The sequence below is a fragment of the Pseudonocardia sp. genome, assembly GCF_050250275.1.
Taxonomy (GTDB): domain Bacteria; phylum Actinomycetota; class Actinomycetes; order Mycobacteriales; family Pseudonocardiaceae; genus Pseudonocardia.
The window spans coordinates 30,227-54,922 of sequence record NZ_JBFWOY010000004.1; the positions used below are offsets into that span (position 1 = coordinate 30,227).

A 24,696-nucleotide genomic window follows, 5' to 3' on the forward strand; every position below is an offset into this window, starting at 1 on the left:
GCGCGCCGAGCGTGTCCCGGGGGCGGGTTCACGACTCTGGTCACACGTCGGGCGTCGGGCCGGCCTCGCGGGGAGGGTGTCGGCTCCGGCGGTCGTCGTGACCCCGTGCCCGGTGCCGAGCGTGTGGTGAGCGCGCGCCGGTCGCGCTGGTGACACGGTCGCGGGGTGGTTGCGCGCCGAGCGTGTCCCGGGGGCGGGTTCACAGCTCTGGTCACACGTCGGGTGTCGGGGGAGCGGGTGGGGGCGGGGCCGGAATCGGGGTGCGGGCACGGATACGGTTTCCCCATGACACGGATCGCGGTGCTGGGAGCGGGCAAGATCGGCGAGGCGCTGCTCGCCGGACTGCTGGCGGCGGGCCGGCCGGCGTCGGACCTGGCGTTCTCCGAACGACACCCCGAGCGGTCGGCGGAGCTCACCGAGCGGCTCGGCGTGGCGTCGGTGGGGGTCGTGGAGGCGGCGTCGGGAGCCGACGTCGTGGTCGTGGCCGTGAAGCCGCAGGACATCGCCCCGGTCCTGGCGGAGCTGAAGGGTGCGCTGCGCCCCGGCACGCTCGTGATCTCGCTGTGCGCCGGTCTGCCGACGGCCCTGTTCGAGGGCGCCCTGCCCGACGGGACACCGGTCGTGCGGGTCATGCCCAACACCCCGATGCTGGTCGGGGAGGCGATGAGCGCCGTCTCCGGCGGGGCGCACGCCACCGCCGAGCATGTGCAGGTCGCGCAGGAGATGCTCGCGGCGGTGGGGCGTGTCGTCAGCGTCCCGGAGTCGCAGCAGGACGCGGTGACGGCCCTGTCGGGTTCGGGTCCGGCGTACTTCTTCTACCTCGTCGAGGCCATGATCGACGCGGGCATCCTGCTCGGCCTGCCGCGCACCGTGGCGGCCGACCTGATCGTCCAGTCCGCGTACGGCGCCGCCGTCATGCTGCGGGAGTCCGACGACCATCCGGTCCTGTTGCGCGAAGCCGTGACCTCGCCCGCCGGCACCACGATCGCCGCGATCCGCGAGCTCGAACGCCACGGTGTCCGGGCCGCGTTGATCGACGCGATCGAGGCCGCGCGGGACCGATCGGTGGAGCTGGGACGCTCGGTGCAGCAGCGTTGACCCGATCGGCGGACCTTCCATCACTCTGACGCGTGGCCCCGCTCGCACGCCAGGGTGGCATCCCGTGTCGGGGTAGTCACAGCGGCACCGCTATCCTCACGGGTGAACATCGTCCCCTCCACGGACGGTGCGAGAGCGGAAGGCGGTGTTCGGATGCCGTCCGAACAGCCCGAGCAGCTCAACCTGGCCCAGGTGCAGTTCCTGACCGTCGCCGAGGTCGCTGCCATGATGCGCGTGTCGAAGATGACCGTGTACCGGTTGGTCCACGGTGGTGAGCTCCCGGCCGCCCGGGTGGGCAGGTCTTTCCGCGTGCCCAAACGTGCCGTGGAGGAGTACCTGCGTTCGGCCTACTTCGACGCGGGCTAGGAATTCCCGGCCCTCGGGCCCGAACCGGCGCACGGGGTCGCACATCCCGGCGGGTACGATGGCCGTTCAGCATCGCCCGCCCGTCGGGTGGACATGATGTCGGCGTGCCCCGGTACGCCACGCTCGCACGGCTGCCCGGGTCCCCGGGTGCCGCGCAGCGGACCTCGCACGTCGTATCAGGAAGGAACCCGTATGGGCTCGGTCATCAAGAAGCGCCGCAAGCGTATGTCGAAGAAGAAGCACCGCAAGCTGCTGCGCAAGACCCGCGTCCAGCGTCGCAAGCTCGGCAAGTGATCCCTGCACCGGTCGCCCGGTTCCCGGGCGGCCGGTGACGGGTCGCTTCCCGTCCGTCACACAGCCTTTTCCTGAGCGGTCCCCCCGAGTAGGCCGGGTGGGTCTAGCATCGGGGACCTCCGATCGCGTCCTGTGAGGCCCCGTGGCACCTTCCGTCGTCCTGGTCACCGGCGTGAGCGGTTTCCTGGGTGGGCATCTCGCCGCCCGGCTCGCCGCGGACCCCTCGATCGACAGGGTGCTCGGCGTGGACACCGTCCCGCCGCCACGAGATCTGTTGCGTCGCATGGGTCGCGCCGAGTTCGTCCGCGCGGACATCCGCAACCCCCTCATCTCCAAGGTCATCTCCGGCGCGTCCGTGAGCACGGTCGTGCACGCCTCCGTCTCCGCGAGCCCGGCTCGCGCCGGTGGGCGGACGGCGATGAAGGAGATGAACGTCATCGGGACGATGCAGCTCCTCGCCGCCTGTCAGAAGGCAGCGTCGGTGACGCGCGTCGTCCTCAAGTCGACGACGGCGGTGTACGGGTCGAGCTCACGTGACCCGGCGCTGTTCGACGAGGCCATGACGCCCAAGGAGATGTCCTCGGGCGGGTACGGCAAGGACGCCGCCGAGATCGAGGGCTACCTGCGCGGGTTCGCCCGCCGCCGCCCCGACGTCGACGTGACGGTCCTGCGGTTCGCGAACTTCATCGGGCCGCGGATCGACACCGTCCTCACCCGCTACTTCGCGCTGCCGGTGATCCCGACGGTCCTCGGCTACGACGCCCGCGTGCAGCTGCTGCACGAGGAGGACGCGCTGGTCGTGCTGCAGCGCGCGACGACGGAGAAGCTGCCCGGCGTCTACAACGTCGCAGCCGACGGGGTGCTGCTGCTGTCGCAGGCCATCCGCCGGGCGGGGCGGGTGCCGTTGCCGGTGCCGCAGGTCGCGGTGGGCCCGGTGGGCCGGCTGTTCCGGTCGGCTCGCATCGTCGACTTCTCGCCGGAGCAGATGCGGTTCCTGAACTTCGGCCGCGTCGTCGACACCCGGCGGATGCGTGAGGAGTTCGGCTTCGCCCCACGGTGGACGACGGCGCAGTCGTTCGACGACTACGTCCGGGGCCGCGCGCTGCGACCCGTCGTGGGCGACGGCTGGGTCGACGTCGCCGAGCGCGGCGCGCTGGCTGCGGCGAGGGCGCTCGGATGAGCGACGACGCCCCGCGCAGGCCGGGTACCACGCCGGAGCCGGACGACGGGCATCCCCGTCCCGGGCCCCCGCCGCGCGCGGGCGGGGCAGGGCGCAGCGGCAGTGGCAGGTCGGGATCCGACCCGGAGGTGCCGGCTCAGCGCGGCGCCGAGCCGGACGCCGATGCGCGGGCGGACCGGGGGACGCGGAAGACGGCGGCACGCCGCCCGCGCGGGGGACGAGCCGGGGCCGACCGGCCGGGGACCGCTCGGGAGACGGCCGCCGGGACGACGCGGGGCGGCCGCGGGGCCGCCCGGGAGCGGGAAGCGGGAAGCGGGAACGTGGCGGACGACAGGACCCGGGCCGGGCGGGCGCGCACCGCGCCCGCCGACGACGCGGGGGAGCCGACCGAGGGCGCCACGGGCGCGCGGGTCATCCCGTTGCGCGCGGACGGGGAGCGGCGCCGCCGGAAGGGGGCGGAGACGTCGGCGGCGGCGGAGGAGCCGGCGCCGGACCACCCGGGCGCCGCGCCGGCCGAGGAGGGCCCGTCGGCGGCGGAGGAGGCCGTCGAGCGGCTGTTCGCTTTCCTGCGCCGCCGGCTCGACGGCGACTACGCCGTCGACGAGTTCGGCTTCGACCCCGACCTCACCGACAACGTGCTCATCCCGGCGTTGCGGCCGCTGTACCGGTCATGGTTCCGCGTGGAGACGATCGGCATGCACCACGTGCCCGATGTGGGTGGGGCGCTGGTGGTGGCCAACCATTCGGGGACGTTGCCGCTGGACTCGCTGATGACGGCGGTCGCGCTGCACGACGACCATCCCGCGGAGCGGCACCTGCGCATGCTGGGGGCCGACCTGGTGTTCCGGCTGCCCGTGCTCGGTGCGCTGACCCGCAAGCAGGGCGCAACGCTGGCGTGTACTCCCGACGCGGAGCGGCTGTTGTCGTCGGGGGAGCTGGTCGGGGTGTGGCCGGAGGGCTTCAAGGGGATCGGCAAGCCGTTCCGCGACCGCTACAAGCTGCAGCGGTTCGGCCGCGGCGGGTTCGTGTCGGCGGCGCTGCGGACGGGTGTCCCGATCGTGCCGTGCTCCATCGTCGGCGCGGAGGAGATCTATCCGAAGATCGGCGACATCAAGCCGTTGGCCCGGTTGTTCGGGGCGCCCTACTTCCCGGTGACGCCGACGTTCCCGCTGCTCGGCCCGCTGGGGGCGGTGCCGCTGCCGTCGAAGTGGTACATCGAGTTCGGGGAACCCATCCGCACCGACACGTTCGATCCCGCCGACGCCGACGACCCCATGCTGGTGTTCAACCTGACCGACCAGGTCCGGGAGACGATCCAGCACACGCTGTACCGGCTGTTGTCGCAGCGGCGCAACGCCTTCCTCGGCTGAGCCGCCGTCGGGCGGGGACGTTCGCCGACGCTTGCCGGTCGGAGCCCGGCGGGACCGTCCCCGCGCGGCTCAGCGCTTGCGGTACGCCACCCCGGCCGCGATCGCGCCCGCGACGACGCCGGCGCCCAGCACCGACGGGACGCCGATCCTGGCGGCCTTGCGGCCGGTGCGGAAGTCGCGGATCTGCCAGCCGCGCTGCTTGGCGGTGTCGCGCAGCTCCGAGTCGGGGTTGACGGCCACCGCGGTGCCGACGGCGGAGAGCATCGGCACGTCGTTGACGGAGTCGGAGTAGGCGCTGCAGCGTCGCAGGTTGAGACCCTCGGACACGGCCAGGGCACGGACGGCGTGGGCCTTGGCGGGGCCGTGCAGGATCTCGCCGACGAGCCGCCCGGTGTAGTGGCCGTCGACGCTCTCGGCAACGGTCCCGAGCGCCCCGGTGAGGCCGAGGCGGCGGGCGATGATCAGCGCGAGCTCGACCGGGGTGGCGGTGACCAGCCAGACACGCTGTCCGGCATCGAGGTGCATCTGTGCGAGCGCACGGGTGCCGGACCAGATGCGGTCGGCCATCAGCTCGTCGTAGATCTCCTCGCCGAGGGCGACGACCTCGGCGACGGGCCGGCCGGCGACGAACGACAGCGCGGTGTCGCGGTGGCCGCTGACGTCGGTCTCGCGGCCACCGACCCGGAACTTGATCTGGTCCCACGCGAAGCCGAGCAGGTCGGACGTGGTGAAGAACTTGCGGGCGGCCAGGCCGCGGGCGAAGTGGAAGATCGATGCGCCGACCATCATCGTGTTGTCGACGTCGAAGAACGCCGCGGCGGTGAGGTCGGTGGTGGGGGCGTCGAGGTCGGGGTCGGTACCGGCGGCGACGGCGGCTGCGGCGGCGGCCTCCCCGGCGCGGCGGGCGGGATCGAGGGCGGTGACCCGGTCGATCACGGCGTGCGACTCGGCGATCCCGGCCACCTCCGGGCGACCGTCGCCCACCTCGGCGTCAGGCTGTGCAACCACTCGTGCGCCTCCGGGTCGCGGCAGGGGGACAGTCGAACTCAGCGTAGCGTCGTCGGCCGGTCGCGACGGGTGGCCGCCGCGGAACGGCGTGCACGGCGCGTCCAGCGAGCCGGATGCGGGTACCGGACACGGCCGCGGATGCGACCCGGACGCGGCGAGGCCGTCGCGATGATCGCGACGGCCTCGCGGACGACGGGCGGGGTAGGGGCCGGGTCAGCCGCCGAGGGTGATGCCGGACGTGCCCGGCAGCAGCGGCGGCAGCGTGATGGGCGGCAGCAGCCCGCGCTGGCCGGGTGCCGACGTCGTGGTGCTGGGGCTGCCGGACTGCCCGCCGTTGGACGAGTCGGTCAGGGGCAGCCCGTCGGCACCGAGGCCGGGCAGCAGCCCGGGGGCGTCGGTGCCGTCGGTCGTGGCGACACCGGACTCGGGTGTGGCGGACGCGGTCTGCGTGCCCGAGCTGCTGTTGTTCTGCGTCTGCGACGAGCCGGCGCGGGCCGACATCGACGAGCCGCCGGTCGAGCCGCCGGGTTCGGCGCGCGGGACACACACGCCGCTCGCCGGGATCGGCCCGAGGTCGTCGGATCCGTCGGAGACGTCGCTGCAGACCATCCGGGACTGCATCTTCGCGGAGCGGTCGGCCACGCGGTCGAGCAGTTCGATGGAGTGGTCGGCATCGGCGGGCTGGGGCAGGGTCGACTTCAGCGACGTCAACCGGGCCGAGGACCTGGTGGCCCACGTGTGCAGGTCGTCGAGGCCGGCGGGGCCGGTGCCCTCGGCGCCGGCGAGCACGAGCCGGGAGCCCTCGCTGGTGGCGTTGTCGAAGTCGTCGATCGCCGAGGCGAGGATCGCGGGGTCGTTGCTGCCGCGGGCGGCGAGCTGCTCGATCTCGGTGAGCCGGGCCGACGCGAGGTCGATCTGGCGGCGGGCCTTCGCGTCGGAGCCGAAGGCGAACACCGACCCGAAGGACTCGGCGGCGCGCTTGACGCCGTAGAGGGAGTCGCCCGGGAGCGCGTTCTGGCTGACGAGCATGCCGCCGCCGGTCAACGCGGCCATGACGAACAGTGCGGCACCGGCGACGATCCCGATCCGCTTGCGGCCCGAGGGCCGCGTGGGGCGGGTCGGTCCGGTGGCGTTGTCCGGCCGGTCCTTGTAGCCGCGGGGCAGCGTGTGCCGGGCCCGGCGGCGGCGCGCGACGCCGGGGGCGTGGCCGGCAGCGGCCTCGGCGTCGTCGGCGGTCTCGTCGCCCTTCCCCGAGGACGAGACCGTGGACGTGGCCGGGGATGCAGCGGCTGTCGGCTGCTCCTGCGCCCCGGCCGCCGTGATCTCGGCCATCAGGCCGGCGGCGTCGAGGGTGGGCTCGTGGCGCGCGGCGGGCGCGGCGGGGGGCGCGGCCGGGACGTCACGGATCGGCTCGATGCGCATGGTGCGCTCGCCGGCGGACTCGGGGAACGCGGTGACGAACGGGGCGCGCGGCGGCCCGGGGCGCGGGCCGGGAGGCGGTCCCGGGGGGCCACCACCGAGCTGCGCGAGCATGGCCTCCATCCGGGCCTGCATCCGCGCGGACTCGTCGGCCGTCGGCGAGAGCGACGGCAGACTGCGGTCGAGCGCGGCGGCGAGTGCCAGCTCGTGCTCGAACTCGTCCTCCATGGGGGGATCGAGGGGTGACCCCGGGTCCTCCCATGCGGCGTACCGCTGTGGGTCCTTGCCCTGACCGGCGGGCATGTTGGCCGTCCTCACTGCATCCCTGCGCTGTCGCACATCGCTGCGCTTTCCCGACGTTGACAAGCACAACGACGGGAGGCGCTGGTGGTTACGTCGTTCAGACCGTTCACCGCATCGAGGAGGTCACTCGCCGAACCTGTAACAACGAGAGGCGCGTCGGCGATATGGCGCGCTGCCGGTACGGGTGTCATCGGACACCGTCCGGCATCAGCTGGGCGAGGCGTTTCACGGCCCGGTGCTGGAGGGCTTTCACCGCACCTTCGTTGCGATCCATCTTCACGGCCGTCTCCGCGACGGAGAGGCCGTTGAGGAAGCGCAGCACGATGCACTCGCGCTGGTCCGGGTTGAGCATGTCGATCGCGCGGAGCAGGGCGTCGCGGGCGGCACCCTCCAGGACGAGCTGCTCGGGACCCTCGGTGGTGGGCGGGGCGATGTCGACGATGTTGTCGGTCGTCGACTCGAGGCGGTGGCGGCTCGACTTGACCTGGTCGAACACGAGGTTGCGGGCGATGGTCACGAACCAGGCCCCGATGTCGCGGCCCTGGTAGGTGACGGAGTTGATGCGGCGCAGGGCCCGGAGGAACGTCTCGTGGGTGAGGTCCTCGGCAGTCCCGCGGTCACCCATCCGGTACACGATGTAGCGGAACACGACGTCGTGATAGCGCTCGTACAGCCGGCCGAACGCCGCGGTGTCGCCGTTCTGGCTCGCCTTCACCAGTGCCCACGAGCCCTCGCCGTCCTCGTCGGGTTCGAGGAGCTCGGCGGCTGCGGTCACGTGTGGTTCCTCCCGCTGCGTCGACGGGTGGGCGTCGGGCCCGGGGTGCCGGGTCGTGTCGCCCGGGACGGTGCGTCCCGGACCGGCGTCGCCGCGCTGCGGGCCCGGGGTGTCCCCGGGTCGCTGCACCGGCATCGCCGGGCCGCCGGGCGGCCGGGTGTCGGGGCACCCGGCCGGAGCCGACTCGGTCGGCCGCGGCGCGGGTGGCCCGGGGACCGTGGCCGCCGGGGGGCCGGCCGGGTCCGTGCGGACGAGCCGCGGCGGTCGCATGGATCGGGTCATGAGGCGCGGTGCGCCTCACCGGCCGCAACGGGCCCCCAGGCAGTGCTCGGCTGCGAGGCCGGCGGTGCGCTGGTGACGAGCTGCATGCCACTCCCTCGGGTGAGTCTTCGCGTCGAACCGTTCGGTTCGGCGTTGAGTCCGTTGTAGCGGCGGAGCATACGACCGATCGAGGGGCCCCCAACGGCGCATCGCCGGGCGCCCACACCGGTTTCCGGTGAGCGGACGACTACTTACGGTGAACGGTTCTCGCCTCGCCGAGTGGCCATCGTCACTCTGGGTGGCGCCGCCTGCGCCGTTCCGGGAGAGCCCGTGGCGCAGGGCGTGCCACACTCGCGGGGGCTTGTTCCGACCGTCCCGAGACCGAGGGAGAACCGCCGTGCAGAGCCAGCAGGACGAGGCCTCCGCAGCGGGTGGGGCCGACGCCCCGACCCATCTCGCCGATCTCGTCCGGCGCGCGGCGCGGCGGACCCCGGATGCCGCGGCGATCGTCGACGTGTCGGCCGGAACGTCGCTGACCTGGGCCGAGTTCGACGCCGCCGTGGACGACGAGGCGGAGCGGCTGCGTACCGCCGGAGCCGGTGCCGGCGACCGCGTCGTGATCGCCCTCGACAACGGTGCGCCGCTGTGCGTGTCGTTGTTCGGGGCACTGCGCGCCGACGCGGTCGCCGTTCCCGTCGCCCCTCGGTCGGTCCCGCGAGAGCTCGACGCAGTGCTGACGGACTGTTCACCGAGCGTGGTCGTCGCGGACTCGGATGGCCGCATCGCGGAGTCGATCAGCGGCCGCTCGGCGATCGTGTCGATCGCGCCGCCCGACGTGTCGTCGACGGGAGGTGCGCGCAGCGGTCGCGAGCGGTCGGTGAGCGGCAGCGGCGTCGAGCGTGTCGCGGACGGCGTGGGAACGGGGTCCCGGGAACGGTCCGGCGGCGAGGCGATCGCGCTCGTCGTCTACACCTCGGGGACCACGGGATCACCCCGAGGGGTGATGCTGTCGCACCGCGCACTGATCGCGAACCGGGTCCAGCAGGGTGCGGTGCGGCCCGCCCCGGTCACCGCCGTCGACCGCGTCCTGCTGTCGCTGCCGCTGTTCCACGTGTTCGGGCTGGCTGCGGGCCTGCTGCAGGTCTGCCACGCGGGGGCGACGGTCGTGCTCACCCGCCGGTTCGAGCCCGAGCAGTCGGTGGACCTGCTCGTCCGGGAGCGGATCAGCGTCGTCGGCGGGGTCCCGTCGATGTACCGGGCGCTGCTCGACCTGCCGCCCGACCAGCTGCGCACCGCGTTCGCCGGGGTGCGGCTGTGCACCTCCGGCGGGGCGCCGCTGCCACGGGAGTGGCTGGCCGCGTTCCGGGACACGACGGGCCTCGACCTCTACGAGGGCTACGGCCTCAGCGAGTGCGGGCCCGTGCTGACCAGCACGCTCGTCGGCGGGCGCGCGAAGCCCGGCTCCGTCGGCGCGCCGCTGCCCGGCGTGGAGCTGCGGCTGGTCGACGCCGAGGGCACGCCCGTCGCGGGCCGCGCCGCCGACGACGCGGTCGAACAGGTCCTCGAGGACGGCTCCGACGACGAGGACACCGGCCTCGTCGCCACCCGCGGTCCGCACCTCTTCTCCGGGTACTGGCCCGACGGCCGCGGCGGCCCGGACGCCGAGGGCTGGTTCCGCACCGCCGACGTGGGCTATCTCGACGCCGACGGCGACCTCCATCTCGTGGACCGCTCGTCGGACCTGGTGATCGTCAACGGGTTCAACGTCTACCCCCGCGAGGTCGAGCACGTCCTCGCGGAGCTGGACGCGGTGGCGGAGGCGGCGGTCGTCGGTATCCCGGACGACCGGACGGGCGAGGCCGTCAAGGCCGTCGTCGTGCGGGTCCCCGGCGCCGAGCTCACCGACGAGGACGTCGTCGCCCACTGCCGGGAGCGGCTGGCCCGGTTCAAGGTGCCCGCGGTCGTCGAGTTCGTCGACGCCCTGCCCCGGACGCCGACCGGCAAGGTGGCCCGGCGCAGACTCTGACGCGGGCGCGCGGCCCCGCGCGCGGGACACACCTCTATGTACGGAGAAGGTGCACGGATGACCGACGCGCGGGTGACGGTGCTGACGCGGGTGAACTGCTCGGCGTGCGAGCGGGCCGAGGCCGACGTCGCACGGATCTGCGACGACCTCGGCGTGGGCTGGTCGGCCGTGGACGTCGACGGCGACCCGGAGCTGCGCGCCGAGTTCGGCGACCGCATCCCGGTCGTCATGGTCGACGGCGCCGAGCACACGACGTGGAAGGTCGACGAGGCGGCGCTGCGCGCGGCGCTGGGCTGACGTGGCCGAACCGCGTGAGGCCTCCCGCGCGAACGCTGTGACATGACCTCCGCGGCGCCACGACGCCCGACCGGCCCACCGGCGATCCCCCGACTCGTCGCGGCGACGATCGGCCTGCTGTCGGTCGCCGGGGCCGTCGGCGTCGGGCACCTCGTCGCGGGCCTCGTCTCGCCGGCGTCGTCGCCGTTCGTCGCGGTGGGGGACGAGGCGATCCGGCTCTCGCCCCAGCCGCTGGTGGAGTTCGCCAAGTCGACCTTCGGCACGGCCGACAAGCCGGTCCTGCTCGCGGGCATCGCCGTCGTCATGGTGGTGGTCGCGGTCGTGGCGGGGCTGGCGTCGCGCCGGTCGCCGCGCCCGGGTGTGGTGACGATCGTCGTCCTGGGCCTGCTCGGCCTCGCCGCGGTCGCGGTGGCACCCACGTTCTCGCCGCTGGACGTCGTGGCGCCGGCGGCGTCGATCGCGGTCGGTGTGCCGGTGTTCCGGCGGCTGCACGCGCTCGCGCTCGAGGCCGAGGCGCCGGTGCCGCCCGCGCCGGAGGGCGGTGTGTCGCGGCGGCGCGTGCTCGTCGGCACCTCGGCGGTGGTGGGGCTCGGCGCGCTCGCGGCCGGGGCCGGGGGCATCGCCCTGAGCGGCGGGATCGACGCGTCGCGGGCACAGGTGGCGGCCCGCCTCGGCGCGCTGGACGTGGTGCGCCGGGCGCCCGCGATCCCGGCGGGCGTCGACTGGGCGGCCGAGCTGGGCACGACGCCGTTCGTCACGTCGAACCGCGACTTCTACCGGATCGACACGGCGCTGCGGATCCCCGCGCAGCAGGCGGCGGACTGGTCGCTGCGCATCCACGGCATGGTCGACCGCGAGCGGACGCTGCGCTTCGACGACCTCCTGGCCCGGCCGATGATCGAGAAGACCGTCACGATGACGTGCGTGTCCAACGAGGTCGGCGGCTCCCTGATCTCGACGGCGACGTTCGTCGGGGTGCCGCTGCGCGACCTGCTCACCGAGATCGGGGTCGCGCCGGGCGCCGAGCAGATCTTCACGACCAGCAACGACGGCTGGACCGCGGGCACCCCGACCGGCGTCGTGATGGAGCCCGGCCGCGACGCCATGCTCGCGATCGCGATGAACGGCGAGCCGTTGCCGGCCGAGCACGGCTTCCCGGTGCGGATGGTGGTGCCGGGGCTGTACGGCTTCGTGTCCGCGACGAAGTGGATCACCGACATGGAGCTGACGACGTTCGCCGCGCGGCAGTCGTACTGGCTGCGCAACGGGTGGGCCCAGGAGGCGCCGGTCAAGACGCAGTCGCGCATCGACCTGCCGCGCGGGTTCGGCACCGTCGCGGCCGGGCGGGTGACCGTCGCGGGGATCGCGTGGTCGCAGCCGCGCGGCATCTCGGGGGTCGAGGTCCGCATGGACGGCGGCCCGTGGCTGGCGGCCGAGCTGGCCACCGAGGTGTCCGGGGCGACGTGGCGGATGTGGCGGACGACGTTCGACCTGCGCCCGGGCAGCCACACCGTGCAGTGCCGCGCCACCGACGCCGACGGCGAGACGCAGGTCGAGCAGCGGGCCGACCCGGTCCCGGACGGCGCGACGGGCTGGCCGGCGACGATCTTCACCGTGCGCTGACGGGCCCGCCCGGTTGCGCGTGTGCGCGCCCGTGCCCGGTCCACAGTGGACTCGGTAACCGTTTTGTTATCAAAAGTCCCGAACCGGGCGGAGGCCCGGACCGAACGTCCCGACATGAGGTCCGGACAGCCCGGCCCCAGCTCGAGGAGGATGTCCCCAGTGCGCACGCTCACCACCCGGATCGCCGCGGTCGGCGTCATGGCGGCCCTGACCGTCGCGATCTCCGCCTGCTCCAGCAACGAGACCCCGTCGACGCAGACGGGCTCCGCTGCCTCCTCGTCGGCCGCGGCCCCCAGCTCCTCGGCCATGGCCGCGGGCGACGGTGTCACCACCAACGCCGACGTGTTCGGCCCAGCCTGCTCGCAGCTGCCGCAGGGCGACGCGCCCGGCTCGCTCGACAACATGGGCCCCCAGCCCGTGGCCAGCGCCGCGTCGACCAACCCGCTGCTCGCCACGCTCGTGACGGCCGTCGGCGCCGTCCCCGGCCTGGCCGACACCCTCAACGCGCAGCAGGCCATCACCGTGTTCGCCCCCGCCAACCCCGCGTTCGAGGCAGTCCAGAAGCAGGTCGGCGACGAGGCGTTCAACGCCCTTCTCGCCGACCCGAACAAGCTGGGCGCGCTGCTGCAGTACCACGTCGTCGGCAAGCGCTACGACGCCGCGTCGCTCGTCGCGGCCGGCACCACCACCCAGCTCGCCGGCGGCACCCTGACGATCGGCGGCACCCCGCAGGCGCCGACGATCACCGACGGCAAGGGCAACACGGCCACCGTCCTCTGCGGCAACATCCCCACCAAGAACGCGACCGTCTTCGTCATCGACAAGGTCCTGATGCCCGCTTCGTGACACCTCCCCGGCCGACCCGCTCCCGGTGCCCGCGATCCGCGGCACCGGGAGCGGTGTGTCCGGCGGACCGGCTGCGAGACAGGTCACGTCGAGCCGTCGCCCACATCGGTACCGCCCTGCGCACGGGCGGTGAGCGGCGCTCTTGACACGCCCACCGGTCGGTCGCGCGAACGGCGCGGACGAGCACGTCGGCGACCAAGATCGCAACTTTGTGCGGGCCTTCACAAGCGGCTACCGTGTCCGCATCGCCGCCCGCCGGTCCCGGGAATCCGGGTTTTCCCGTGCTGAGCTCGGCGAGCCGGAGCCGGCCGCGAAGAATGCGACCGGGTGAACTCGAGGAGAACCCAGCGTGACGTTGCCGCCGCACGCCGGTGACACCAAGTCCGGCGCGAACGGCACGGACCCCGTCGACGGCGCCGCCCCCGCGGCCGCCGCACCCGTCACGCGCGCCATCCCGGAGGCCACCGTCGCCCGGCTCGCGGTGTACCTGCGCATGCTCGGCGAACTCGCCGAACAGGGCGCCGACACCGTGTCGAGCGAGGAGCTGGCCACCGCGAGCGGGGTCAACTCGGCGAAGCTGCGCAAGGACCTCTCCTACATAGGGTCCTACGGCATCCGCGGCGTCGGCTACGAGGTCCGCTCCCTGCACCACCAGATCGAGCGCACCCTCGGCCTCGACGAGCCGCAGACCGTCGCGGTCGTCGGCATCGGCAACCTCGGGCACGCCCTCGCGGGCTACGGCGGCTTCGGCGGCCGCGGCTTCCCCGTCACCGCCCTGTTCGACATCGACCCCGACCTCGTCGGGATCCACATCAACGGCATCCTCGTCGACCACGTCCGCGACATCGCACGCGTGTGCCGCGAGCGGGGCGTGACCATCGGTCTCGTCGCGACGCCGGGCCCGGCCGCGCAGTCGGTGTGCGACCAGCTCGTCGCCGCCGGCGTGCGGTGCATCCTCAACTTCGCCCCCGTCGTCCTGCAGGTCCCGCCGCAGGTCGAGGTGCGCAAGGTGGACCTGGCCGTCGAGCTCCAGGTCCTCGCCTTCCACGTCGCCCGGCGCCGTTCGGCCGAGGACGCGGTACGGGTCTCCCTCGACGACGCGGCCGCCGGTCACCTCGCGGCCGTGCCGAACAGCTCCGCGGTCACCAACGGCCACGGGGCGGTCAACGGATCGGCGGTGTCACAGCGGTGAGTGTGCTGGTCGTGGGCATGTCCCACCGGACCGCGCCCGTCTCCCTCCTCGAGAAGGCGACGGTCGGGCCCGACGACGTGCCCAAGCTGCTCGACGAGATGCTGCGTGCCGAGCACGTCAGCGAGGTCGTGCTGCTCGCCACGTGCAACAGGATCGAGGCCTACGCGGTCGTCGACGCGTTCCACGCCGGTCTGACCGACGTGTCCGGCGTCCTCGCCCGCCACTCCGGGCTGCCGCTGGCCGACCTGACCGACCACCTCTACGTGCACTACGCCGCGTCGGCGGTGCAGCACCTCTTCGCCGTGTCCGCCGGGCTCGACTCGATGGTCGTCGGCGAGTCGCAGATCCTCGGCCAGCTCCGCGCGGCCTACGCGGTCGCCGACGACGCCGAGACCGTCGGCCGTGTCCTGCACGAGCTGTCCCAGCACGCGCTGCGCGTCGGCAAGCGCGTTCACGCCCGCACCGGGATCGACACCGCCGGCGCCTCCGTCGTCTCCGAGGCCCTCGCCGACGCCTCCCGCGGCCTCGGCCGCGACCTCGGTGGCGTCAAGGCCGTCGTCGTCGGCGCCGGTGCCATGGGGGCGCTGGCCGCCGCGCACCTGCGCCGCGCCGGGGCCGCCGAGATCGTCGTGCTCAACCGCTCCGAGGAGCGCGCCGAGCGGCTCGCCACCAAGACCACCGAGGCGGGCACCCCCGCCCGCGCGGGCACACTCGACCTGCTGCCCACCGAACTGGCCGACGCCGACGTGCTCGTCACCTGCACCGGCTCCATCGGCACCGTGGTCGACCGCGAACCCGTCGCCGCCGCCCGCCGGGCCGCGGGCCGCCCCCTCGTCGTCTGCGACCTCGGGCTGCCCCGCGACGTCGCCGCGGGCGTCGGCGACGTCCCCGGCGTCACCGTCGTCGACCTGGAGACCCTGCAGCGCAGGCTCACCGACCGCGTCGACGTCGAGGGCGCCGACGCGGTCGCCGCCGCCCGGGCCATCGTCGCCGACGAGGCCCAGGCCTACCTCGCCTCACAGCGTTCCGCCGAGGTCACCCCCACCGTCACCGCGCTGCGCCGACGCGCCTCCGAGGTCGTGGACGCCGAGCTGCTGCGGCTCGACTCCCGGCTGCCCGACCTCGAACCCGCCATGCGCGACGAGTTCGCCCGGTCGGTCCGCCGCGTCGTCGACAAGCTGCTGCACACCCCCACGGTGCAGGTCAAACGGCTGGCCGAGGGCCCCGACGGCGACAGCTACGCCCAGGCGCTGCGGCTGCTGTTCGAGCTCGACCCGCAGACGCCCGCGGCCGTCGCCACCCCCGGCATGACCGGCACCACCGCCCGCCCCGGCGACGACGTCGCCGCCGCCCTCGGCGTCGAGCTCCACGAACCCCGCGCCGACGAGGAGGTCGCACGATGAGCGGGACCCTCCGCATCGCGACCCGGGCCAGCGCGCTCGCCATGGCGCAGTCCGGGCAGATCGCCGACCGCCTCCGCGCCGCCGGGTACACCGCCGAGCTCGTCCCCGTCTCCACCGTGGGCGACCGCTCCGGCGCACCCGTCGCCGAGCTCGGTGTCGGCGTGTTCGTCTCCGCCGTGCGCGACGCCGTCGTCGCCGGCGAGGTCGACATCGCCGTCCACTCCTACAAGGACCTGCCGACGGCCCCCGACCCCCGGCTCGTGCTCGTCGCCGTCCCCGGCCGCGAGGACCCCCGCGACGCCCTCGTGGCCCGCGACGGCAAGGTCCTCGGTGAGCTGCCCGCCGGGTCGCGCATCGGCACCGGCTCGCCGCGGCGCACCGCCCAGCTCGAAGGCCTCGGCCTCGGCCTCCAGATCGTGCCGATCCGCGGCAACGTCGACACCCGGATCGGCAAGGTCCGCTCCGGTGAGCTCGACGGGGTCGTCGTCGCCGCCGCCGGACTCCGCCGGCTCGGCCGCATCGACGAGGCCACCGAGCTGCTCGAACCCGTCCAGATGCTGCCCGCGCCCGCGCAGGGCGCACTGGCACTGGAGTGCCGGGCCGGCGAGCCCGGCAGCACCGAGCACGAGCTCGCGCTCGCGCTCACCGCACTGCTCGACGACCCGGCCGCCCGTGCGGCCGTCACCGCCGAGCGTGCCGTCCTCGCGACCCTCGAGGCCGGCTGCAGCGCGCCGATCGGCGCGCTGGCCGACGTCGTCGAGGACATCGACGACGCGGGACGGGTGGTGGAACGGCTGTCGCTGCGCGCGGTGGCCGGCACCACGGACGGGGCGCTCCTGCGCGCCTCCGTCACGGGAGAGATCGACGACGCCGAGAAGCTCGGCGCGGCACTCGCCGCGGAGCTGCTCGACATGGGCGCCGACACGTTGCCGGGAACGGCCGGGCGCCAGGAGAACCGCTGGATCGGGAGTTCCGAATGACAAAGGCCACACCAACCCCCGGCCGGATCGCCTTCGTGGGCAGCGGCCCGGGCGACCCCGGACTGCTGACGGTACGTGCGCGTGACGCGATCGCGGCTGCGCCGCTCGTCGTCGCCGACCCCGACGTCCCCGAGGAGATCACCGCGCTGATCGCGGAGGGCGCCGAGGTGCGCCCCGCCGTCGGTCAACCCGCCGACGTCGCCGCCGACCTGGTCGCCGAGGCCGGAGCCGGCCGCGCCGTGATCCGGCTCGTGAGCGGCGACCCGATGACCACCGACGCGGTCATCGCGGAGGCCCGCGCGGTCGCCAAGGCGGGCGTCGCGTTCGACATCCTGCCCGGCGTCCCCGCCGGCACGGCCGTCCCCGCCTACGCGGGTGTCCCGCTGGGCTCGGGGCACGTCGAGGCCGACGTCCGCGCCGGCGTCGACTGGGCGCGTATCGCATCGGTGCCCGGACCGCTCGTCCTGCACGCCGCGGCCGCGCACCTGTCCGAGGTCGCCGTCTCGCTGACCGACCAGGGGGTCCCCGCCGACACCCGGGTCGCCGTCACCGCCGGCGGCACCCGCAACACGCAGAAGACGATCGACTCCACACTCGCGGCCATGGCCGGCGACGCCGGTGAGCTCGAAGGCCCGCTGGTGCTCTCGGTCGGCTCCGCGGTCGCCGAACGCGCCGAGCTGTCCTGGTGGGAGTCGCGCGCCCTCTACGGCTGGCGCGTCCTCGTCCCGCGCACCAAGGACCAGGCCGGCGCCATGAGCGACCGGCTGCGCGTCCACGGGGCCATCCCCGAGGAGGTGCCCACCATCGCGGTCGAGCCGCCCCGCTCGCCCACCCAGATGGAGCGCGCCGTCAAGGGCCTCGTCGACGGCCGCTACCAGTGGGTCGTCTTCACCTCGACCAACGCCGTGCGCGCGGTCTGGGAGAAGTTCGCCGAGTTCGGCCTCGACGCCCGCGCCTTCTCCGGGGTGAAGATCGCCTGCGTCGGCGCCGCGACCGCGGCCAAGGTCCGCGAGTTCGGCATCGTCCCCGAGATCGTGCCGGACATCGACGAGTCGCAGCAGTCGACGTCCGAGGGCCTGCTCGAGATCTTCCCGCCCTACGACGACATCCTCGACCCGGTGGACCGCGTCCTGCTCCCGCGGGCCGACATCGCCACCGAGACCCTCGCCGCGGGTCTGCGCGACCGCGGCTGGGAGATCGACGACGTCACCGCCTACCGGACCGTCCGGGCGGCCCCGCCGCCCGCGCCGATCCGTGAGGCCATCAAGACCGGCGGCTTCGACGCGGTGTGCTTCACCTCGTCGTCGACCGTCCGGAACCTGGTGGGTATCGCGGGCAAGCCGCACGCGCGCACGCTCGTCGCCTGCATCGGTCCGGCCACCGCCGAGACCGCCCGCGAGTTCGGCCTGCGCGTCGACGTGCAGCCCGAGCACGCGCTGGTCCCGTCGCTGGTCGACGCCCTGGCCGCGCACGCCGCCAAGCTGCGCGCCGAGGGTGCCCTGCCGCCGCCGAAGAAGGCCAAGGCGCGCAGGCGCTGACCTCGTCCGTACCGTCCACGGGCGGCCGCTCCGGCACAGGGGCGGCCGCCCGTCGGCGTTCCGGACCGGATCCCCGCCCGCGCGCAACCTCACTGCGGCGATTCCGCTCGCGGACGACCGGGAGGTTGCGCCCGATCCTTCGCGCGCAACCTCACTGCTGTCCTGGGCGCGTCCGGGAGCGGTGAGGTTGCGCGCGGGTCGTCGGCGGGGGGTGTCCGGGACGGTCGTAGGCTCGGGCGATGGCTTTCCCCGCGCAGCGCCCGCGCCGGCTCCGCACCACCCCCGCGATGCGCCGGCTCGTCGCCGAGACCGACCTCGCCCCGCGCCACCTCGTCCTCCCCATGTTCGTCAAGGAGGGGGCGTCCCAGCCGGTGCCGATCGCGTCGATGCCCGGGGTCGTCCAGCACACCCGCGACTCCCTGCGCAAAGCCGCCGCAGAGGCCGTCGCGGCCGGCGTCGGCGGGCTCATGCTGTTCGGGGTGCCCGCCGTCCGCGACGCCCGCGGCAGCGCCGGCACCGACCCCGACGGCGTCCTCAACGTCGCCCTCCGCGACGTCAAGGCCGAGGTCGGCGACGCCACCGTCCTCATGGCCGACACCTGCCTCGACGAGTTCACCGACCACGGCCACTGCGGCGTCCTCGACCCCCGCGGCCGCGTCGACAACGACGCCACCCTCGCCGTCTACGCCGAGATGGGCGTCGTCCAGGCCGAGTCCGGCGCCGACCTCCTCGGCCCCAGCGGCATGATGGACGGTCAGGTCGGCGTCCTGCGCGACGCGCTCGACGCCGCCGGGTTCGCCGACACGGGCATCCTCGCCTACACCGCCAAGTACTCCTCCGCCTTCTACGGCCCCTTCCGCGAGGCCGTCGAGTCGCAGCTGCGGGGCGACCGCAAGACCTACCAGCAGGACGGCGCCAACCTGCGCGAGGCGCTGCGCGAGCTGGCCCTCGACCTCGAGGAGGGCGCCGACATGGTGATGGTCAAGCCCGCCATGGCCTACCTCGACGTGCTGCGCTCGATCGCCGACGTCGCCGACGTCCCCGTCGCCGCCTACCAGGTCTCCGGCGAGTACGCGATGATCGAGGCCGCGGCCGCCAACGGCTGGATCGACCGCGACCGCGCCGTCCTCGAAACCGTCACAGGCATACGACGAGCGGGCGCCGACGTCGTCCTCACCTACTGGGCCACGGAAATCGCCGCTCGTCTGGGTGGGAACTGACGTTCGACGTCACGGTTCGTGCAGGCATCTGGACAGCGAACGGACGTCTGCCTACCTTTCGGCGCATGACGTCACCCTCCGACCCTCAGTGGCAGGGTCAGCCCGCCCCGGGCTACGGCCCGCCCCCCGGTCAGGGGGATCCGCAGCAGGGTGGCTACCCGCCGCCCGGATATCCGCAGCCGGGGTACCCGCAGCAGGGCTATCCGCAGCAGGGCTACCCCCAGCCGGGGTACCCGCAGCAGGGCTACCCCCAGCAGGGCGGCTACCAGCAGCAGCCGTACCAGCAGGGCTACCCGCAGCAGCCCTACGGCCAGCAGCCCGGATACGGGCAGCAGCCGTACGGCCAGCCCTACGGCCAGCCGGGCTACGGCGCCGCGCCGCAGCCCGTCCCGCCGGGTGCGCCGGGCCCGATCCCGGAGTGGTGGGAGCGGCTCGTCGGCCGCATCATCGACGGCGTCCTGTACATGGTCGTCTACTGGATCCTGAGCTTCATCCTGGCGGCGATCTTCGTCTCCAGCATCTCCGTGAACATCGCCACCGGCGGTGTGACCGGTGGGACCGGGTTCGTCATCGCGGCCGTCCTGACCTACGTCCTCGCCGGCCTCGCGTACGCGGCCTACGACTTCCTCATGCACTCCCGTAACGGGCAGACGGTCGGCAAGATGGTCATGAAGACGCGCCTGGTCGCGCCGGACGGCAGCAAGCCCGCCAGCAGCACGCTGATGAAGCGGGCCCTCATCTACCCGGGCATCTACGGGATCGTCGGCGTGCTCGCGTTCGTCGACTTCTTCGGTCTGGGCCTGATCAGCCTCCTCGTGCTGATCTTCAGCCTCGCCGACGGCATCTCGGTGCTCACCGACCAGCCGCTGCGTCGCGCCCTGCACGACAAGTGGGCCGGCACGATCGTCATCAAGTCGCAGTAGGCAGTCCTCGTGCGCCCGCACGGCCCCGGCACCCTCGTGGTGCCGGGGCCGTGTCGCGTCCGAGGCCCCTCCCGAGCGTGTCGTGAGGGCGTTCGAGCTGCCTCGGTGACACGTTCGCGGGCGGGGCCGGGCAGCGGGGGTGCGTGGTCAGCGCTGGTGACACGTCCGGTGGCGGGTGCGGAGTGGCGTCACCCGGGTGCGTGACGGTTTCATCCGGACGCGGCCTCCCGATCCCGGCATGATCCGCCCTGATCACCAACCGTCTGCGATCGGAGCGACATGAGCCAGGACCCGGGCAACCCGGAGAACCAGGGCCAGCAGCCTCAGCAGCCGCAGGACCCGGCGGGGAGCTGGCAGGACCAGCCCACCCAGTACAACGCGGCACCGGACTGGGGCCAGCAGGCCCAGCAGCCGCCTGCGGGCCCTCCCGGCTACGGCCCGCCCGCGGGCCCGCCTCCCGGCTACGGCGGCCCGCCGCCCGGGTACGGGGGCCCTGGTGGTCCGGGCGGCCCTGGTGGTCCGGCCGGTCCGTCGGCGGGGCTGCCGCCGGGCAAGAACTTCTTCGGCGCCCTCTTCGACTTCGACTTCAACTTCTTCGCGACGCCGGTCGTGGTGAAGGTGCTGTACATCATCGGCATGGTGGTGATCGGCCTGGGCTGGCTGGCGGCGATCGTCACCGGCTTCATCGGCAACGGCGCACTGGGCGGCATCCTCGCCCTGGTGGTGGGCGCCGTGGTCGCGCTGTTCTACCTGATCCTGTTCCGGGTGACGCTGGAGTTCTACTACGCGGTGGTCCGCATGTCCGAGGACATCCACCACCGCCGCTGGCCGTGACCCGGCGCCGGTCGGCGTCCGCGACCCCGCCCCGGCCGCGTCCGGGGCGGGGGGCTCGTGGACAGCGTTGCGGGTCGGCCATACGGTGGTCCAGGTGAGCACTCCGCCCGACCGCGGCGAGGACAAGCCGACGGGCTACCTCCCGGGCAGCTATCAGCGTCAGCGCGACCAGCAGGGCGCCGATCCGGGTGTCGACATGCAGAAGGACCGGGCCGAGGACGACCGCCCCGCCCCGGGCCCGACCTACGACGAGGCCCGGCACGCGGCGGGCGGCGGCTGGGACCAGCAGCAGTACGGCCAGCAGCAGTACGGCGGCCAGCCCCAGTACGGACAGCCGCAGTACGGCGAGCAACCGCAGTACGGCCAGCCGCCGCAGTACGGCGAGCAGCCCCAGTACGGGCAGCAGCCCCAGTACGGCCAGCAGCCCCAGTACGGCCAGCCGCCGCAGTACGGCCAGCCGCCGCAGTACGGGCAGCAGCCCCAGTACGGCCAGCCGGCTCAGTACGGCCAGCAGTACGGCCAGCAGCCGGGCTACAACGTCTACAACCCGTACGCCGACGCCGGACCCGGCTACGGCGCCGGGGGCGACGAGCCCGCCCGCGACGTGAAGCGGCCCGTGCCGGTCCTGATCGGGATGATCCTGCTGGTCGTCAGCGCGCTGCCCTACCTCGCGGGCGGGGTGGTCGTCGCGCTCGCGAGCGGCAGGGTCACGTCGGCGTTGTCGACCGACGACCTCGCGCGGCTGCAGCAGGCCGGTGTCAACCTCGCCCAGATCGCGATGATCGTCGGCGTCGTGTTCATCGTGCTCGCCCTGATCCACATCGCGCTGTCGGTGGCCGCCTTCCTCGGGAGGAGCGGAGGCCGGGTCACGATCACCGCGCTCGTGGTGCTGTATGCGCTGATCGTCATCGGGGGGCTGGCCGTGCTGTTCCTGACGGCCGGCAACCAGAACGTCAGCCTCAGCATCTCGTCGGATCCCGTGTCGCTGCTGATCGGTTTCGGCCCGATCGTGCTCGCGATCGTCGGCGTGATCCTGCTGTACGTCGGCAACGCGTCGGCGTGGTACCGGTCACGGCGGAAGTGATTCCGGGAGGCGCCGCCCGCACCATGTGCGGGCGGCTGCCAGACTGGGGGTCGTGAGTTCGTCGACGCACCCCGCCCAGGTCTCCGATGTCTCGGCCCGCTTGTTCGAGCGGGCGGGAGCAGCCATCCCCGGCGGGGTCAACTCGCCGGTGCGGGCGTTCAACGCCGTGGGCGGCACCCCGCGGTTCATGGTGTCCGCCCAGGGTCCCTGGCTGACCGACGCCGACGGCAACCGCTACGTCGACCTCGTGTCGTCGTGGGGGCCGATGATCCTGGGGCACGCGCACCCGCAGGTCGTCGAGGCGGTGCAGGCCGCCGCGGCGAGCGGGCTGTCGTTCGGGGCGCCCACGCCCGCCGAGATCGAGCTGGCCGAGGAGATCATCGGTCGCGTCGGGCCGGTGGAGCAGGTGCGCCTGGTGAACTCCGGCACCGAGGCGACGATGAGCGCCATCCGGCTGGCCCGCGGCATCACGGGGCGCGCGGCCGTCGTCAAGTTCGCGGGGTGCTACCACGGCCACGTGGACGCGCTGCTGGCCGAGGCGGGCTCGGGTGTGGCGACGCTGGGGCTGCCGACGAGTCCGGGCGTCACCGGTGCGCAGGCGGCCGACACGATCGTCGTGCCCTACAACGACATCGAGGCCGTCCGCGAGGTGTTCGCCGCCCGCGGGGCCGAGATCGCGTGTGTGATCACCGAGCCGGCGGCGGGCAACATGGGCGCGGTCGCGCCCGTCGAGGGGTTCAACGCGGGCCTGCGCGCGGTGACCCGTGAGCACGGCGCGCTGCTGATCATGGACGAGGTCATGACCGGGTTCCGGGTGAGCCCGTCGGGCTGGCACGGCCTCGACGGAGTCGCGGGCGACCTGTACACGTTCGGCAAGGTCATGTCGGGCGGGCTGCCGGCGGCGGCGTTCGGCGGGTCGCGCGAGCACATGTCCTACCTCGCCCCGGCCGGGCCGGTCTACCAGGCGGGGACGTTGTCGGGTAACCCCGTCGCCGTCGCCGCGGGCCTCGCGACGCTGCGGCTGGCCGACGCCGGGGTCTACCGCGCGCTCGACGCCAACGCCCAGCGGCTGGGTGGCCTGATCGGTGACGCGCTGACCGCCGCGGGTGTCGCCCATCGCGTGCAGTTCGCGGGCAACCTGCTGTCGGTGTTCTTCAGCGAGGACCGCGTGGTCGACTACGCGACGGCGAAGGCTGCGCAGACCCACCGGTTCGCGCCGTTCTTCCACGCGCTGCTCGAACGCGGCGTGTACGCCCCGCCGAGCGCGTTCGAGGCCTGGTTCGTGTCCGCCGCGCTCGACGACGACGCGTTCGCGGTCGTCGCCGATGCCCTCCCGGCGGCTGCGGCCGCGGCGGCTGCTGCATGAGCACGCGCACGCTCGTCCACATGCTGCGCCACGGCGAGGTGCACAACCCGGAGGGCATCCTCTACGGGCGCCTGCCCGGCTACCACCTGTCCGAGCGGGGGCGCGCGCAGGCGGAGACCGTCGCGAAGACGTTGGTGGACAACGACGTCGCGGTCGTCGTGGCGTCCCCGCTGCTGCGCGCGCAGGAGACGGCCGCGCCGATCGCCGCCGCGCACGGCGTGGAGATCGTCACCGAGGACGGGCTGATCGAGTCGGAGAACCGGTTCGAGGGCACGAGGTTCGGGGTGGGCGACGGGGCGCTGCGCCGGCCTGCGAACTGGCCGCTGATGCGCGACCCGTTCACACCCTCGTGGGGCGAGCCGTACCTGCGCATCGCGCACCGCATGCTCGGTGCCGCGCACCGCGCCCGGGAGCTCGCCGGCGGCCGCGAGGCGGTCTGCGTCTCCCACCAGCTGCCGATCTGGACGCTGCGCCGCTACCTGCTGGGTCAGCGGCTCTGGCACGACCCGCGCCGCCGCCAGTGCGCGCTGGCGTCGCTGACGACGCTGGAGTTCACCGGGTCCGAGCTCACCGCCCTGCGCTACAGCGAGCCCGCCGGGTCCAGCGACCCCACCGTGACCGGCGCATGAGACGCCTGTTCCCCGCGCTCGCGGCCCTGCTCGCGGTGCTCGTCGTCGCGGCCTGCGGCACCACCGGCAAGGACGCGGTCGTGACCGGTCAGGAGTTCCAGTTCGTCGCTCCCGGCGGCAGGACGACGATCCTGTACGATCCGCCGTCGTCCCGCGCCCCGCTGCCCGCGCTGAGCGGGGAGAGCCTGCTCGCGCCGGGCACGACGATCGGCACCGACGACTACGCGGGCAAGGTCCTCGTCGTCAACATCTGGGGGTCGTGGTGCGGGCCGTGCCGCGCGGAGGCGCCCGACCTGGAGTTCGCGCTCGAGCAGACGTCCGGCCAGGGGGTCGACATGCTGGGCATCGACGTGCGTGACGACCGCGCCGCCGCGACCGACTTCGTCCGCGACCGCGGCCTGAAGTACCAGTCGATCTTCGATCCGCCCGGCCGGACGCTGGCCGCGCTGTCGGGTTACCCGCGCAACACGGTGCCGTCGACGATCGTGCTCGACCGGCAGCACCGCGTCGCCGCGGTGTTCCTGACGCGCGTCCAGCCCAGCGACCTGATCCCGCTGCTCATGCGCGTCGCCGCCGAGCCCCGGGCCTGAGCGGTGGGCTCCACCACACACGCACTACACGCTGTAGAACCCGGTGGGGGAGCCGGGCGGCCGCAGACATA

General features: G+C 73.8%; 23 protein-coding genes. 20 read left to right on the forward strand and 3 right to left on the reverse strand.

Features of this window, described 5'->3' with window-relative positions:
* Positions 1-285: 285 nt before the first annotated feature.
* The 5 genes from proC to AB7F12_RS05300 all read left to right on the forward strand — a co-directional run bounded on the left by proC (position 286) and on the right by AB7F12_RS05300 (position 4,308).
* Entirely contained in the window at positions 286-1,098 is an 813-nt protein-coding gene (gene proC, locus AB7F12_RS05280; protein WP_428500887.1) for a pyrroline-5-carboxylate reductase, read from the forward strand.
* A gap of 153 nt (positions 1,099-1,251) precedes the next feature.
* A complete protein-coding gene (locus AB7F12_RS05285; protein WP_013677658.1) occupies positions 1,252-1,464 on the forward strand; it encodes a helix-turn-helix domain-containing protein in 213 nt (70 codons plus the stop codon).
* Positions 1,465-1,656: 192 nt separating this feature from the next.
* Positions 1,657-1,758, forward strand: a complete 102-nt coding sequence (locus tag AB7F12_RS05290; protein ID WP_010241351.1) for a 30S ribosomal protein bS22 — start codon at positions 1,657-1,659, stop codon at positions 1,756-1,758.
* Between the two features lie 142 nt (positions 1,759-1,900).
* Positions 1,901-2,938 (forward strand): NAD-dependent epimerase/dehydratase family protein, encoded by a 1,038-nt coding sequence (locus tag AB7F12_RS05295; protein WP_428500886.1) that lies wholly within the window; start codon positions 1,901-1,903, stop codon positions 2,936-2,938.
* A gap of 413 nt (positions 2,939-3,351) precedes the next feature.
* On the forward strand, positions 3,352-4,308 hold the full coding sequence (locus tag AB7F12_RS05300; RefSeq protein ID WP_428500897.1) for a lysophospholipid acyltransferase family protein: 957 nt from the start codon (positions 3,352-3,354) through the stop codon (positions 4,306-4,308).
* A 69-nt stretch (positions 4,309-4,377) separates the two neighbouring features.
* Here AB7F12_RS05300 and AB7F12_RS05305 read toward each other — a convergent pair whose 3' ends face one another.
* The 3 genes from AB7F12_RS05305 to AB7F12_RS05315 all read right to left on the reverse strand — a co-directional run bounded on the left by AB7F12_RS05305 (position 4,378) and on the right by AB7F12_RS05315 (position 7,813).
* Complete coding sequence (locus AB7F12_RS05305) at positions 4,378-5,244, reverse strand: HAD family hydrolase (protein ID WP_428500896.1); 867 nt, start codon at positions 5,242-5,244, stop codon at positions 4,378-4,380.
* 285 nt (positions 5,245-5,529) lie between these two features.
* Positions 5,530-7,038, reverse strand: a complete 1,509-nt coding sequence (locus AB7F12_RS05310; protein WP_428500885.1) for a DUF5667 domain-containing protein — start codon at positions 7,036-7,038, stop codon at positions 5,530-5,532.
* Positions 7,039-7,225: 187 nt separating this feature from the next.
* Positions 7,226-7,813, reverse strand: a complete 588-nt coding sequence (locus tag AB7F12_RS05315) for a sigma-70 family RNA polymerase sigma factor (protein WP_428500884.1) — start codon at positions 7,811-7,813, stop codon at positions 7,226-7,228.
* Positions 7,814-8,471: 658 nt separating this feature from the next.
* Here AB7F12_RS05315 and AB7F12_RS05320 point away from each other — a divergent pair.
* The 15 genes from AB7F12_RS05320 (at position 8,472) to AB7F12_RS05390 (ending at position 24,625) form a co-directional block, all read left to right on the forward strand.
* Entirely contained in the window at positions 8,472-10,100 is a 1,629-nt protein-coding gene (locus AB7F12_RS05320) for an AMP-binding protein (protein ID WP_428500883.1), read from the forward strand.
* 57 nt (positions 10,101-10,157) lie between these two features.
* The gene (locus AB7F12_RS05325; protein WP_147103030.1) at positions 10,158-10,397 is read left to right on the forward strand and encodes a glutaredoxin family protein; all 240 of its coding nucleotides are present in this window, start codon (positions 10,158-10,160) and stop codon (positions 10,395-10,397) included.
* A 42-nt stretch (positions 10,398-10,439) separates the two neighbouring features.
* Positions 10,440-12,020, forward strand: a complete 1,581-nt coding sequence (locus AB7F12_RS05330) for a molybdopterin-dependent oxidoreductase (RefSeq protein ID WP_428500882.1) — start codon at positions 10,440-10,442, stop codon at positions 12,018-12,020.
* A gap of 150 nt (positions 12,021-12,170) precedes the next feature.
* Entirely contained in the window at positions 12,171-12,866 is a 696-nt protein-coding gene (locus AB7F12_RS05335) for a fasciclin domain-containing protein (protein WP_428516334.1), read from the forward strand.
* 349 nt (positions 12,867-13,215) lie between these two features.
* A complete protein-coding gene (locus AB7F12_RS05340) occupies positions 13,216-14,058 on the forward strand; it encodes a redox-sensing transcriptional repressor Rex (RefSeq protein ID WP_428500881.1) in 843 nt (280 codons plus the stop codon).
* Positions 14,055-15,461 carry a glutamyl-tRNA reductase gene (locus tag AB7F12_RS05345; RefSeq protein WP_428500880.1) on the forward strand — a complete coding sequence of 469 codons (1,407 nt, stop codon included), beginning with the start codon at positions 14,055-14,057 and terminating at the stop codon, positions 15,459-15,461. Before AB7F12_RS05340 ends, AB7F12_RS05345 begins: the two co-directional genes overlap by 4 nt.
* Positions 15,458-16,441: a hydroxymethylbilane synthase gene (gene hemC, locus AB7F12_RS05350; RefSeq protein WP_428500879.1), complete on the forward strand. Its 984-nt coding sequence runs from the start codon at positions 15,458-15,460 to the stop codon at positions 16,439-16,441. The genes AB7F12_RS05345 and hemC overlap by 4 nt, the downstream gene beginning before the upstream one ends.
* Positions 16,438-17,979, forward strand: coding sequence for a uroporphyrinogen-III synthase (locus AB7F12_RS05355; RefSeq protein ID WP_428500878.1), 1,542 nt, complete (start codon positions 16,438-16,440; stop codon positions 17,977-17,979). The genes hemC and AB7F12_RS05355 overlap by 4 nt, the downstream gene beginning before the upstream one ends.
* Before the next feature lie 239 nt (positions 17,980-18,218).
* Positions 18,219-19,199, forward strand: a complete 981-nt coding sequence (gene hemB / locus AB7F12_RS05360; protein WP_428516336.1) for a porphobilinogen synthase — start codon at positions 18,219-18,221, stop codon at positions 19,197-19,199.
* A 65-nt stretch (positions 19,200-19,264) separates the two neighbouring features.
* A complete protein-coding gene (locus AB7F12_RS05365) occupies positions 19,265-20,122 on the forward strand; it encodes an RDD family protein (RefSeq protein WP_428516338.1) in 858 nt (285 codons plus the stop codon).
* 279 nt (positions 20,123-20,401) lie between these two features.
* Positions 20,402-20,956: a DUF4282 domain-containing protein gene (locus AB7F12_RS05370; RefSeq protein WP_428516340.1), complete on the forward strand. Its 555-nt coding sequence runs from the start codon at positions 20,402-20,404 to the stop codon at positions 20,954-20,956.
* Positions 20,957-21,050: 94 nt separating this feature from the next.
* Positions 21,051-22,040, forward strand: a complete 990-nt coding sequence (locus AB7F12_RS05375; RefSeq protein WP_428497802.1) for a hypothetical protein — start codon at positions 21,051-21,053, stop codon at positions 22,038-22,040.
* 52 nt (positions 22,041-22,092) lie between these two features.
* Positions 22,093-23,406 (forward strand): glutamate-1-semialdehyde 2,1-aminomutase, encoded by a 1,314-nt coding sequence (hemL, locus tag AB7F12_RS05380; protein WP_428497801.1) that lies wholly within the window; start codon positions 22,093-22,095, stop codon positions 23,404-23,406.
* Entirely contained in the window at positions 23,403-24,035 is a 633-nt protein-coding gene (locus AB7F12_RS05385; protein ID WP_428497800.1) for a histidine phosphatase family protein, read from the forward strand. Before hemL ends, AB7F12_RS05385 begins: the two co-directional genes overlap by 4 nt.
* Complete coding sequence (locus AB7F12_RS05390; protein ID WP_428497799.1) at positions 24,032-24,625, forward strand: TlpA family protein disulfide reductase; 594 nt, start codon at positions 24,032-24,034, stop codon at positions 24,623-24,625. Before AB7F12_RS05385 ends, AB7F12_RS05390 begins: the two co-directional genes overlap by 4 nt.
* The last annotated feature ends 71 nt before the right edge of the window (positions 24,626-24,696 follow it).